This is a genomic window from Pseudomonas sp. FFPRI_1, from assembly GCF_055384485.1.
Window position 1 is genome coordinate 2824627 of the sequence record NZ_AP029168.1, and the last position, 13238, is coordinate 2837864.

6 protein-coding genes are annotated in these 13238 nt (G+C 67.1%); 4 read left to right on the forward strand and 2 right to left on the reverse strand.

What is annotated here, in order from left to right:
- Positions 1-69: 69 nt before the first annotated feature.
- The 3 genes from ACZ5BO_RS12710 (at position 70) to aepX (ending at position 3300) form a co-directional block, all read left to right on the forward strand.
- Positions 70-900: a hypothetical protein gene (locus ACZ5BO_RS12710; RefSeq protein WP_025130137.1), complete on the forward strand. Its 831-nt coding sequence runs from the start codon at positions 70-72 to the stop codon at positions 898-900.
- An 81-nt stretch (positions 901-981) separates the two neighbouring features.
- On the forward strand, positions 982-2367 hold the full coding sequence (gene fumC / locus ACZ5BO_RS12715) for a class II fumarate hydratase (protein ID WP_464700155.1): 1386 nt from the start codon (positions 982-984) through the stop codon (positions 2365-2367).
- A gap of 42 nt (positions 2368-2409) precedes the next feature.
- The gene (gene aepX / locus ACZ5BO_RS12720; protein WP_464700157.1) at positions 2410-3300 is read left to right on the forward strand and encodes a phosphoenolpyruvate mutase; all 891 of its coding nucleotides are present in this window, start codon (positions 2410-2412) and stop codon (positions 3298-3300) included.
- Positions 3301-3685: 385 nt separating this feature from the next.
- On the opposite strand, the gene ACZ5BO_RS12725 is transcribed toward aepX, so the two are convergent.
- Both ACZ5BO_RS12725 and ACZ5BO_RS12730 read right to left on the reverse strand, forming a co-directional pair.
- Entirely contained in the window at positions 3686-5107 is a 1422-nt protein-coding gene (locus ACZ5BO_RS12725; RefSeq protein ID WP_025130134.1) for an efflux transporter outer membrane subunit, read from the reverse strand.
- Between the two features lie 59 nt (positions 5108-5166).
- Positions 5167-5961 (reverse strand): helix-turn-helix transcriptional regulator, encoded by a 795-nt coding sequence (locus ACZ5BO_RS12730; protein WP_025130133.1) that lies wholly within the window; start codon positions 5959-5961, stop codon positions 5167-5169.
- Between the two features lie 613 nt (positions 5962-6574).
- On the opposite strand from ACZ5BO_RS12730, the gene ACZ5BO_RS12735 reads away from it, so the two are divergent.
- The gene (locus ACZ5BO_RS12735) at positions 6575-12955 is read left to right on the forward strand and encodes an amino acid adenylation domain-containing protein (protein ID WP_464700160.1); all 6381 of its coding nucleotides are present in this window, start codon (positions 6575-6577) and stop codon (positions 12953-12955) included.
- The last annotated feature ends 283 nt before the right edge of the window (positions 12956-13238 follow it).

Here is a 13238-nt window from a genome sequence, read left to right on the forward strand (position 1 = left end):
CGCCGAGGCTCGGGCCGGCGTCGTTCATCTTGTTGTCCGTGATGTGAAGAATAATTACAGGAGAGAAACATGGAGAGTTCGCGCAAGGAGTTCATCGGCTACGTGCACCAGGCCCTGGTGGATGTCGAGGACCGCAACCTGGTGGAGGCCCTGCTGACGGGCTTTGAAAACCACCCCGACAAGCTGGACGGCTACTGCCTGACCTACCAGCGCATGACCTCGCGCAAGTGGTCCGAGGATTCGCTGTGCACCTTCTTCTGCGGCTGGCGCAGCCCGGACGGCGCGGCCCATGCGGTGTCCAGCATCATCGTGCGGCTGCTGCAGGAATCCGAGGATCTGCCCGGCGACGACAACAAGCTCAAGCTGCTGGAGGCCGCCCGGCACTGCGGCGAGATCATCGTCGAGGACGTCGGCCTGGGTGAGATGCACGGCCATCCCCACCATTCCAAGCTCTATCACCGCATGGCCTCGGCCATCTGTGGCTCGGACAACTGGCGCCTGCAGGACAAGTACCTGAACCCCATCACCAAGGAGTTCTCCACCTGGGTCGGGGAGAAGCGCCCGCTGGCGCCGAACCTGGTGGAAGCCCTGGAGATGATGGCCCTGACCGAGCTGTTCAACACCGGCGAGTACAACCTGATGACGCCGCTGTGGAAGAACTGGCTGCGCGAATCCTGTGGTTACCCCACCGGGGAGGCGAACCGCATCGCCGGCTTCCTCAGCGTTCACTGCGGCGCCGTCGAGGCCCGGCATTTCCGCCACGCCACCGACGCCCTGAAGCTCTACACCCAGGCCACCGGCCAGCAGATCAACTACCGGCGCATCGCTGCCCTGTCCGATGAGTACGTGCTGCGCGCCTGCCAGCACCTGGAGAAGATGGCCTCCGTACTCAAGGAGTAAGCGCCTGCCCACCAGGCCGGGCAGGGCGCCTGCCCGGCACCAAAGGCCGGCCCCTCATTCATTTATTGGAGAACTACCCACATGCGTCTTGAATCCGACTCGATGGGTTCCATTTCGGTACCGTCCAACAAGTACTGGGGCGCCCAGACCGAGCGCTCCATCCACAACTTCCCCATCGGCCGTGCACGCTTCCAGTGGGGGGCACCGATGATCCGCAGCCTGGGCATCCTGAAGAAGGCTGCGGCCCTGGCCAACCTCAAGCTCGGCGAGCTGCCGGAAGCCATTGCGCTGCCCATCGCCAAGGCCGCGGATGAAGTGATCAGCGGGCAACTGGACGAGCACTTCCCGCTGGTGGTGTTCCAGACCGGTTCCGGCACCCAGTCCAACATGAACGCCAACGAAGTGATCGCCAACCGAGCGATCGAGATGCTCGGCGGCGAGTTGGGCAGCAAAAAGCCGATTCACCCCAACGACCACGTCAACCGTGGCCAGTCGTCCAACGACACCTTCCCCACGGCGATGTACATGGTGGTGGTGGCGGAAATCTTCGAAACCCTGCTGCCGGGCGTCTCGGTGCTGCGCGACACGCTGTTCGAGAAGGCCGAGCAGTACTGCGACGTGGTCAAGGTCGGGCGTACCCACTTGCAGGACGCCACCCCCATCACCCTGGGCCAGGAAATCGGCGGCTGGGTCGAGCAGATCGACTACGCCGTGGCGGCTATCCAGCACAACCTCGCCGGCCTCTACGACCTGGCCATCGGCGGCACGGCAGTGGGCACCGGGCTCAACTCCCATCCGCAGTTCGGCGACGAATGCGCGCGGATCATCGCCGAGCTCACCGGCTACCCGTTCAAGTCCTGCGCCAACAAGTTCTTCGCCCTGTCGGCCCACGATGCCCTGGTCAACACCTCGGCGGCGATCCGTACCCTGGCCATGGCCCTGATGAAGATCGCCAACGATGTGCGCTGGCTGGCCAGCGGGCCGCGCTGCGGCATCGGCGAGATCGATATCCCGGAGAACGAACCGGGCTCCTCGATCATGCCGGGCAAGGTCAACCCGACCCAGTGCGAGGCGCTGACCATGGTCTGCACCCAGGTCTTCGGCAACGACGCCACCGTGGCCTTCGCCGGCAGCCAGGGCAATTTCCAGCTCAACGTCTACAAGCCGGTGATGGTGCACAACGTGCTGGAAAGCATCACCTTGCTGGCTGAGTCCTGCCGGGCCTTCAACGACCACTGCGCGCTGGGCATCGAGCCAAACCTCGCGCGCATCGAGGCCAACATCGAGAAGAACCTGATGCTGGTGACGGCCCTCAACCGCCACATCGGCTATGACAAGGCCGCGATCATCGCCAAGACCGCCCACCACGAGGGCAAGTCGCTGCGGGAAGTGGCCCAGCAGCTGGGCTATGTCTCGGCGGCGGATTTCGACCGCTACGTGGTGGCCCTGGACATGACCCACCCCTGAGCGAACCCGCTGTTCCCCCATTACAAGAGGCGCGTGAATCCCATGCAGGACGCTGATATTCGCCGAACCAACCTGAGCCAGTTGCTGCGCCGCAAGCGCTGCCTTCGCGTGCTCGAAGCCCACAGTCCGATTTCCGCGCTGCTGGCGGAGCAGTCCAGGCTGGAGCGGGGCGCCGGGCCGAGCCTGGTGTACGACGCCATCTGGTCCAGTTCATTGACCGACTCCACCCACAAGGGCCTGCCAGACATCGAGATCCTCTCGCCGAGCAACCGCTTGCACGGCATCCGCGAGATCTTCGATGTGTGTTCGCTGCCGATGATTTTCGACGGCGACACCGGCGGCAAGGCCGAGCACTTCGCGATCCACGTGAAGATGCTCGACCGGGCCGGGGTCTCGGCGGTGGTGATCGAGGACAAGTGCGGGCTGAAGAAAAACTCGCTGTTCGGCAACGCGGTGAGCCAGCTGCAGGACTCCATCGAGGAGTTCTGCGAGAAGATTCGCGTGGGCTGCAGCAGCCGCAGCCACGAGGACCTGCTGATCATCGCCCGTTGTGAAAGCCTGATCCTCGACAAGGGCATGGACGACGCCCTCGAACGCTGCCTGGCCTATGTCGCGGCCGGCGCCGACGGGATCATGATCCACAGCCGCAAGAAGGACGGCCTGGAGATCCTCGAGTTCGCCCGGCTGTTCCGTCGCCACTGCCCGCGGGTGCCGCTGATCTGCGTGCCCACCAGCTATGCGCACCTGGGTTTCGACGAACTGGAGGGGGCCGGTTTCAACGCGGTGATCTACGCCAACCACATGCTGCGCAGTGCCTATATGGCCATGCGTGATGTGGCGGTGGGGATTCTTGAGCACGGCCGGACTCTGGAGGTGGAGCCTCGGTGCCTGGGCATCGATGAAATCCTCGACCTGGTGCCGGGTACCCGTTAGGCGCTGGCGGCCGGCCCCCGCAGCCGGGGGCTGGGTGCGAGCCTGTTTTATCCGGGGCCAAACCAAGATGTGTATTGGTCTGGATTCAGAATGTTCCTACATACGCTGCTGGAGCCTCTGTCTAGACTCGTTCCCTGTTCGCCCGGCCTGCTACCTCAGGCAACACGCTGAATGACGGTGGCTGGTCAGGGCGGGCTGCAACTCTGCTGTACCTGCCTGCCCGGTCCACGTTTCGCCTACTGCCCTGGCTGACCGGGTTGGTTCTACAGCCTGCAACATTCATTCATTGCCCCACTCGCCGCCCTCCCCGAACACCCCCTCGTCCAACCGCCCGATGCCTGGCCGGAAGGCGCCTGGACGCTCCTGGGCAAAGCTCGCCAGGCGCTCAGGGCTGACTCTGCCCGCGGGCCAGGCTCGGTGTCTCGTCCCAGGCGCCGCCCAGGGCCCGGTACAGGTTGACCTCGGCAATCAGCTGCGCCAGGTGATCGTTGATCAGCCCCTGCTGGGCACTGAACAGCGAGCGCTGGGCGTCGAGGAACACCAGGTTGCTGTCGACGCCGATGCGATAGCGATGCTCCGCCAGGTCGTAGTAGTTTTGGGTCGCCTGCACCAGGTTGCGTTGGGCCGTCAGTTGCTGCTGGTAGGTCTGGCGCGCGGCCAGGCCGTCGGCCACTTCCTGGAAGGCGGTCTGGATGGCCTTCTCGTACTGGGCGACGCCGATGTCCTTCTGCAGCCGGGCATAGTCCAGGCTGGCCCGCAGGTTGCCGGCGTTGAAGATCGGCAGGTTGATCTGTGGCTGGAACAACCAGCCGCCGGAACCGCCCTTGAACAGCCCCGAGAGTTCCTTGCTGGAACTGCCGGCGTTGGCGGTCAGGCTGACGCTGGGGAAGAACGCTGCCCGCGCTGCGCCGATGTTGGCGTTGGCAGCCTGCAACTGGTACTCGGCCTGGAGAATGTCCGGGCGTCGCTGCAGCAGGCTCGATGGCAGCCCGGCGGGCACCTGGGCCAGCATGCCGTCGGCCAGCCCACGCCTCGGCATGTCCGCCGGCAGCGGGGCGCCCACCAGCAGGGTCAGGTTGTTCAGGTCCTGGGCCACCTGGCGCTGGTAGCGGGCCAGGCTGGCGCGAGCGCTGTCGACGCTGGTCCGGGCCTGGGCCACGTCCAGGGCCGAGACCTTGCCGGCGTTGCCGTTGCGTGTGGTCAGGCGCAGGCTCTGCTCGTCCGCCGCCAGGGTCTTGCGGGTCAGCTCCAGCAATTCCAGGTCGGCGCACCAGGTCAGGTAGGCGCTGGCGACGTTGGCCACCAGGCTCAACTGCGCGCTGCGCCGGGCCTGTTCGCTGGACAGGTAGGTCATCAGCGCCTGTTCGCTGAGGCTGCGGATGCGGCCGAAGAAATCCAGTTCGTAGGCGCTGATGCCCAGGTTCGCCGAGTAGCTGGAGCTGATCTGCGCCTTGCCCCCGGTCATTCGCTCGGGCAGGCGCTGGCGTTTTTCCAGGCCGCTGGCCGACACCGCGGGGAACAGGTCGGCCCGCTGGATGCGGTACTGGGCCTGGTAGGCCGCCACGTTCAGCGCGGCCACCCGCAGGTCGCGGTTGTTCTCCAGGGCATCGCGGATCAGCTGTTGCAGCAGCGGGTCCTGGAACAGGCTGTGCCAGTTGGCCCCTGGCGCCCCGCTGGCTGGCGCATAGGCCTCGCCCTCGGGGTAGTGGGCAGCCACCGGTGGCGGCGGGCGCTGGTAGTCCGGGATCAGCGAGCAGCCACCGAGGGCCAGGGCCAGGATCGCCAGGGGGAGGGGGGAGTTACGCATTGATCAGCCTCGTGACAAGGACATCCTGATGGCGGACGGCAGGGGGACGGGAGCAGGTTTCAGGCGCCGACCATCCACTTGGCCAGTCCGTGGCGGCCACTGACCCCGAGCTTGGCGGCGGCACGCTTGAGGTAGGTTTCAACCGAGCTGTTCTTGACGCTCAGGCGCTGGGCCATTTCCGGTACGGTGCCGCCGGTCAGCAGCCCCAGGCAGACTTCCTTTTCCCGGGCCGAAAGGTTGATGTCCCCCAGCGACAGGCGCTCGTCGAATTCCCGTTGCAGCGGCGTCCGCTGCAGGGCATCGAAGGGCCGGGTGCTCCAGCTGCGCAGGTTCTTCAGCACCTGTTGGCGATGGAACTGGGCATGCCGCTCCAGCAGGGGCAGCAGGGTTGCCGAGAGGCTCTTGAGAAACGACAGTTCGGCCAGGGAATAGACCCCCTGGGACGGCTCGCGGTAGAGGCCGATGACACAGCGCCGGTTGGCCTTGCGCGAGACCAGATGGCACTGGTGCGGGGGATTGCGCGAATGGCCGCCCTGGGCATTCATTTGAATCAGCAGCGAGTCGTCCATTTCCAGCATCTTGTGCAGCAGCGGGTCGTGGCGTCGCGGCGGCTCGGGCAGTGGCAGGTCGTCCTGCAACCCGGCGCGGCCCAGCAGGGAAATCTCCAACGGGCTGGTCTGGCGCTCGTCGAGGGTCCATTCACTGAGCACCAGCTGGGTTGCCGGCACCAGCTTGTCCACCAGCTGGAGCATGTTGCTGGCGAATTGCGGGTGCCCGGTGCTGGAGATCAATTGCCCCATCTCGAAGTAGAAATGCGGGGTTTCCATGTTCGCAATACTGCTGGTCAGACTCATATCCTTATCATCCTTGATCGAGACAAATCGCTGATCGAAGCGCGGTGGCCAGGGTGCACCGCAGCAGATTCTTCATGAACCTGAGCCGGTTCCCGGAAGGTAATTTAAGCCTATGCATTTGCCTGGCGTCTGTAGGGGAAAACCGGGACAGCATGCCTCGGCCTGCCGGTGTCGAGGGCTCTGGATCAAGGGGTTGCGAGGGGCTTGTCGAGCCCGTAGGCGTTCGGCGCGAGGCCTGCGCAAGTCGCTGAAATAGCGAAGGGATCAGCCGCTGCCGAAGGCGCTTTTGCAGCCAGGAGCGTCGTTGACGGATAGCCAATCTCCTACAGCCATTTCAGCTGATCCGCAGCGTCCCGGGCGTGGCCCCGGCAGCAGGCGACAGATTGCCTTGCAACGGGCCAGGCCAGGGCCGGTGGCGGCCCGAATTGTCCGGGTTTCGGGTGACATACAGGCCGTGGGGCCGATGCTTAAATCCGCGAACGCCGGTGCCCGGGCCATCACATGAGAAGGATCTTATGACGCTTTTTTCTGCCGTTGTCGTGGGCGACCTCGCCGCACAAACCAGCCCCCTCCCACGCTCGCCTGTCGCACGCTGCGCGGCTCGGGGGCGCCCATGAACCTGGGTCCGATGCAGGGCCCGGGCCGGCCGCTGACCGCCGGGCAACGGGATATCTGGCTCGACCAACTGAGCCGTGGCGATTCGCCGCTGTACAACATCGGCGGCTATGCGGTCCTCCGGGGGCCCTTCCGGCCCGAGCTGATGCAGCGCACGGTGGAACTGCTGGTGGACAAGCACGACGTGCTGCGCACGGTACTGTCCCTGGAGGGCTGCGACGACGGCCTGCCGTTGCAGCACTTCGACCGGCACTGGCCGGTGCAGCTGGTGTTCCATGACCTGTCGGGCCACACCGATCCACTGGCCGCGGCGCAGGCACAGATCGGCCGGCAGATGCAGCAGGCGTTCAAGCTCAACGGCGAGCGCCTGTGCCGCTTCTCGCTGTTTCGCCTGAGCCCCGAGCATCACCTGATGGAAGTCGAGGCCCACCACCTGATTCTCGACGGCTGGGGGTTTGCCCAACTGTCCCAGTCCCTGGGAGGGATCTACAGTGCCCTGGTGCAAGGGCAGGAGCCCCAGGTGTCGGCGCCGTCCTTCATCGACTTCATCGAGGACGACGCGCGCTATCACCAGTCCAGCCGCTACGCCCGTGACCGCGACTACTGGCTGGACAAATACCGCACCTTGCCGGAGCCATTGCTGCGTGCGCGCCACCCTGCCTCCGCGGACGGCCCCACCCCGGGAGCGACCCTGGTGCAGCCCTTTCCGGCGGTCCTGCACGAGCGCATGAAAGCCCTGGGCAAGCAGGCCGGGGCCTCGGCCTTCCATGTGCTGCTGGCGGCGCTGCACGTGTACTTCACCGGCACCGGGCAGCGTGACGAATGGGTGGTCGGCATGCCGGTGCTCAACCGGCCCAACGCGGCCTTCAAGGTGACCCTGGGCTCCTTCACCCAGGTCAGCGCGGTGCGCATGGACTTTGGCCGCGAGCTGAGGTTCGAGGCCCTGGTGGGCGCGGTGCGCGACGTGCTGAAACAGGATTTTCGCCACCAGCGCTTTCCCCTGAGCGAGCTCAACCGTTCCCTCGGCCTGTTGCGCGAGGACCGCGCGCAGCTGTTCGAGCTGTCGCTGTCCTATGAGCTGGAAGACCTCGACTACCGCTATGGCGAGGCGGACGCCTCGTCGGTGAAAGTCTCCAACCGCCACGAGCCGACGCCCCTGGCGATTCACCTGCGCAGCAACAGTTTCGATGACACCGCATGGATGCACTACGTCTACGACAGCGCCTATTTCCAGGCCGAGGAAGTCGAGGCCCTGGCGGCGCGGCTGATCCATGTGCTGGAGCAGGGGCTGGAGGATGTCGACTTGCCGGTCCGGCAATTTTCCCTGCTGACCGCTGCCGAATGCGCGCAGCTGGAGCAATGGAACGCCACGCAGCGACCGCCGGCCGCCGAGCAGCGGATTCACCGGCGGGTCGAGGAATGGGCCCGGCGCACGCCCGAGGCGATTGCCCTGCTGGCCCAGGGGCAGTCCCTGAGTTACGCGCAGCTCGATCAGCGGGCCAATGCCCTGGCGTTGCACCTGCAGGGGCTGGGGGTGCGCCCGGATGACCGGGTGGCGATCGTTGCCCGGCGCAGCCTGGAAACCCTGGTGGGGTTGCTGGCGATTCTCAAGGCCGGCGGCGCCTACGTGCCCCTGGACCCGGCCCATCCTGCGGAGCGCCTGGCCTATCTGCTGACCGACAGTGCCCCCGTGGCGGTGCTGACCCAGCACGCCCTGCGCGAGCAATTGCCGGCCTTGAGCGTGCCGTTGGTCGAGCTGGACAGCCGCCAGTGGCTGCCGGGCTCGCGGGTTGCGCCACAGGTGCCGGGGCTGAGTCCGGAACACCTGGCCTACGTGATCTACACCTCAGGTTCCACCGGCCTGCCCAAGGGCGTGATGGTCGAGCACCGGAGCCTGTCCAGCCTGGTGGACTGGCACTGCCAGGCCTTCGACCTACAGCCTGCCAGCCAAGTCTCGTGCCTGGCCGGGTTCGGTTTTGACGCCATGGCCTGGGAGGTCTGGCCGACCTTGTGCGCCGGTGCCACCCTGCACCTGGCGCCGGTCAGCGACGGCCTCGAAGACCTGCAAGCCTTGCTCGCCTGGTGGCGCCAGCAGCCCCTCGACGTGAGCTTCCTGCCGACCCCGGTGGCCGAGTACGCCTTCAGCCAGGCCCTGGGCCATCCGACCCTGCGCACCCTGCTGATCGGCGGCGACCGCCTGCGGCAGATGCCCCAGGGGCAGGGCTTTGCCGTGGTCAACAACTATGGCCCTACCGAGGCCACGGTGGTCGCCACCTCCGGGGGCATCGAGGCCGGTCAGGCCTTGCATATCGGCCGGCCCATCGCCAATACCCAGGTCCATCTGCTGGATGAGCAGCAACGCCCGGTGCCCATCGGCATCGTCGGCGAACTCTATGTCGGTGGCGCTGGCGTCGCCCGTGGCTACCTCAACCGCGATCAGCTGACGGCCGAGCGTTTTCTGCAGGACCCGTTCAGCGCTCGGCCCGGGGCGCGTCTGTACCGCACCGGCGACCTGGCCCGCTGGCTGGCGGACGGCACCCTGGAATACCTGGGACGCAATGACGACCAGGTGAAGATCCGTGGCCAGCGCATCGAGCTGGGGGAAATCGAAACCCGCCTGGGCGCCCACCCGGCATTGCGCGAGGCGGTGGTCCAGGCCCGCGACGGCCAACTGGTGGCCTGGTTCAGCGCCCGCGAGGAGGTGTCGATCAGCGCGCTGCGGGACTATCTGCGCCAGCATTTGCCGGACTACATGGTGCCCATGGCCTATGTGCAGCTCGACACACTGCCCCTGACCAGCAATGGCAAGCTGGACCGTCAGGCCCTGCCGGCCCCGGGGGCGCAGGCGTTGATCAGCCGTGAATACGAGGCCCCCCGGGGCACCGTGGAAACCACCCTGGCGCAACTCTGGTGCGAGCTGCTGCAGGTGGAGCGGGTAGGGCGCCAGGACCACTTCTTCGAACTGGGCGGCCACTCGCTGCTGGCCCTGCAACTGATCCAGCGCATGGCTCAGGCCGGCATGCAGGCTGACGTGCGAGTGCTGTTCGGCCAGCCGACCCTGGCCAGTCTCGCGGCGGCGGTGCACGCTCAGCCGGCGCTGGAGATCCCGGCCAATCGGGTGCCCCCCGGCTGCCAGCGGATCACCCCGTCGATGCTGGCGCTGGTGGAGCTGGATCAGGACAGCATCGACCGGGTGGTGGCCGGCATCCCCGGAGGCGCCGCCAATGTGCAGGAAATCTACCCCCTGGCGCCGCTGCAGGCAGGGTTGCTCTACCACCACATGACCTACACCGCGCGCGATCCCTATCAGCAGCACGCAACGTTCGCCTTTGCCCATCGGGCAGAGCTTGAGGCCTTCGCCGAGGCCCTGCAGGCGGTGATTGCCCGGCACGACATCCTGCGCACCAGCCTGGTCTGGGAAGTGCTCGAGCAGCCGGTGCAGGTGGTCTGGCGCGAGGCTCGGCTGACGGTGGAGGAGCGGGTGCCGGATCCCGCTGGCGGGGCCGTGCTGGAGCAGTTGTGCCGGCATTACGATCCGCGCCACAACCCGCTGGACATCCGCCAGGCACCGATGCTGGCCCTGGCCTGGGCCGAGGACCGGGCGAACCAGCGCTGGCTCGCTCTGCTGCGTTTCCATCACCTGGTCAACGACGCCACCTCCACCGCCGTGCTGATGGCGGAAATCGCCGCCCACATGGGCGGTCGGCAAGGGCGGCTGGCGCCGGCCTTTGCCTACCGCGATTACGTGGCGCGCACAGGGCTGGGGCTGGAATCCCACGCGGCGTTTTTCCGTGAGGGCCTGTCCCGGGTGGACGAGCCGACCCTGGCCTTCGAACTGCAGGAGCGCCCGGGGCAGGCCCTGGATCTGCAGGAGGCCCGAATCCTGCTGGACTCGGCTCTCGGCGAGCGGCTGCGGGCCCGGGTGCGCCAGTTTGGGGTCAGTGCCGCGAGCCTGTTTCACCTGGCCTGGGCCCTGGTGCTGGGGCGTGCCAGCGGTCGCGAGGACGTGCTGTTCGGCACCGTGTTGCTGGGCCGCTTGCAGGCCGGTGTGGGCGCCGACCAGGCCCTGGGGATGTTCATCAACACCTTGCCGCTGCGCCTGGAACTGGAGGGGCAGAGCGTCGCCGCCGGCCTGCTGCAGACCCAGGAGCGCCTCAGCGCACTGCTGGCCCACGAGCAGGCGCCCCTGTCCCTGGCCCAGCGTTGCAGCGGGGTGGCGGCGCCGACGCCGCTGTTCAACGCCTTGCTCAACTACCGCCATGGGCTGGGCGCCGACGGGCAACAGCTGTTGCCGGGCCAGCCGGGCGTGACCCTGCTCAGCAGCGAAGAAGTGGTCAGCTATCCGCTGATGCTGGCGGTGGATGACCTGGACACGGGCTTTCGCCTGGGCGCCCGGGCGCCGCAGCAGGTCGGCGCGCAGCGCCTGCTGGACCACCTGACGAGCGCTGTCGAGGCGTTGCTGCAGGCCCTGGAACAGGCGCCGCAGACCCCGCTCCAGCGCCTGTCGATCCTGCCGGCGGCGGAGTACCGGGAGCTGGTGCTGGAGCTCAATGCCACTGCGTCCGACTACCCCCTGGAGCAAACCCTGCACGGGCTGTTCGAAGCCCAGGTGCGGCGCACGCCCCAGGCCATCGCCTTGCAGGCCGGCGAGCTGCGACTGAGCTACGAGCACCTCAATCAGCGGGCCAATCAACTGGCTCACCACCTGCGTGAGCTGGGCGTGGGGCCGGACGTGCGCGTCGGTGTGTACATCGAGCGCAGCCCGGAGCTGGTGATCGGCCTGCTGGGGATTCTCAAGGCCGGTGGCGCCTACGTGCCCCTGGATCCGCAGTACCCCCTGGAGCGCCTGCGTTACCTGCTGCAGGACAGCCAGCCACAGGCGGTGCTGGTGCATCAGCCGACCCGGGAGCTGCTGACGACGCTGGCGCTGCCCTTGATCGACCTCGACCGCAGCCACTGGCAACAGCAGCCGCTGGACAATCCGCGGGTGCCGGGGCTGGACGTCTCGCACCTGGCCTATGTGATCTACACCTCCGGCTCCACCGGCACACCCAAGGGGGTGATGGTGGAGCACCGCGGTCTGGGCAACCTGATGCACTGGGGCTCGCAGTTGTGCCCGGACGCCGCCGGCGGCACTTTGCTGCAAAAGGCGCCGTTCAGTTTCGACGGTTCAGTCTGGGAGCTGTTCTGGCCCCTGGTCAGCGGCCTGCGCCTGCTCCTGGCGCGCCCTGATGGCCACCGCGATCCGGCCTACCTGGCGCAACTGGTGCAAGAGCAGCAGGTGACCCTGATCAAGTTCGTGCCCGCCATGCTCCTGCAGTTCCTGCAGCTGGAAGAAGCCGGCCAGTGCCACAGCCTGACCGACGTGCTGTGCGGCGGTGGCGAGTTGACCGAAGCCATCGCCCGGCTGTTCCAGAAGCGCCTGCCCGGGGCTCGCCTGCACAACGTCTACGGCCCCACCGAAGCCACGGTGGACAGCAGCGCCTGGACCCTGGAACCCGGGGCGCCGGTGCCTGCGGTGCAGTTGCCCATCGGCCGGGCCATCAGCAACACCCGGCTGTATGTGCTCGACGCCCACGACCAGCCGGTGCCCCGGGGCGTCAGCGGGCAGTTGCACATTGGCGGGGTCGGGGTCGCCCGGGGCTATCTGGGCCTGCCGCAGTTGCAGGCCGAGCGCTTTATCGCCAGCCCCTTCGTCGCCGGTGACCGCTTGTACCGCACCGGCGACCGGGTGCGCTGCAACGCCGACGGCGACCTGGAATTCCTCGGCCGCAACGACTTCCAGGTCAAGCTGCGCGGCCTGCGCCTGGAACTGGGGGAGATCGAGGCGCGGCTGGCCAGCCATCCGGCCCTGCGCGAGGTGGCGGTGCTGATGCGCGACGAGCGCCTGGTGGCTTATTTCAGCCTGCGCGACGGCGTGCCGGCGCCGGGCATCCAAGCGCTGCGGGCCCATGTACTGGAGCGCCTGCCGGAGTACATGGTGCCGGCGGCCTATGTGCAGCTGGCGGCCTTGCCCCTGAGCGGCAATGGCAAGCTGGACCGCAAGGCGCTGCCGGAACCCGGGGCGGACGCGGTGCTGAGCCGGGCGTTCGAGGCCCCCCAGGGCGAACTGGAAACCACCCTGGCACGGCTCTGGGCCGAAGTGCTGCAGGTCGAGCGGGTAGGGCGCCACGACCACTTCTTCGAGCTGGGCGGGCATTCGCTGCTGGCAGTCAGCCTGGTGGCGCGGATGCGTCAGGAGGGCCTGTACGCCGATGCACGACTGCTGTTCAGCCAGCCGACCCTGGCGGCGCTGGCAGCCAACACCCTGGGTCAGTTGCAGCGCCTGGAAATCCCCGCCACCACTATCCCTCAGCTCAAGCGCCAACGGCGCCTTTAAGCGCCTGCCGAGCCCCACCCGATGCGCCGGCCCCAGGGCCGGCGCGCGGCGTGGTGCAACCCCGGGACAGGGCCGGGACCCTGTCCCGGCTTCCCATGTCAGACACCCCCGTGCGGATGTTTTAGCGTTTCCAGGCTGCCGGGGAGCCCCTGGCGGGTGCGCTGTCCCCGGCGTTCTCGCAGCAGGGGGGCGATGTTCGGCTACAGGTTTCGCGTAAGGCCAGGTTGCATCTGAAACAAGGACGTTCTCTTCAACCGTTACCGAATTCTCAGGCAGGTTACTC

Excerpts from the sequence above, each read along its gene's own strand:
- ACZ5BO_RS12710 (WP_025130137.1), top strand. The coding sequence starts at position 70 with ATGGAGAGTTCGCGCAAGGAGTTCATCGGCTACGTGCACCAGGCCCTG.
- fumC (WP_464700155.1), top strand. The coding sequence starts at position 982 with ATGCGTCTTGAATCCGACTCGATGGGTTCCATTTCGGTACCGTCCAAC.
- aepX (WP_464700157.1), top strand. The coding sequence starts at position 2,410 with ATGCAGGACGCTGATATTCGCCGAACCAACCTGAGCCAGTTGCTGCGC.
- ACZ5BO_RS12725 (WP_025130134.1), bottom strand. The coding sequence starts at position 5,107 with ATGCGTAACTCCCCCCTCCCCCTGGCGATCCTGGCCCTGGCCCTCGGT.
- ACZ5BO_RS12730 (WP_025130133.1), bottom strand. The coding sequence starts at position 5,961 with ATGAGTCTGACCAGCAGTATTGCGAACATGGAAACCCCGCATTTCTAC.
- ACZ5BO_RS12735 (WP_464700160.1), top strand. The coding sequence starts at position 6,575 with ATGAACCTGGGTCCGATGCAGGGCCCGGGCCGGCCGCTGACCGCCGGG.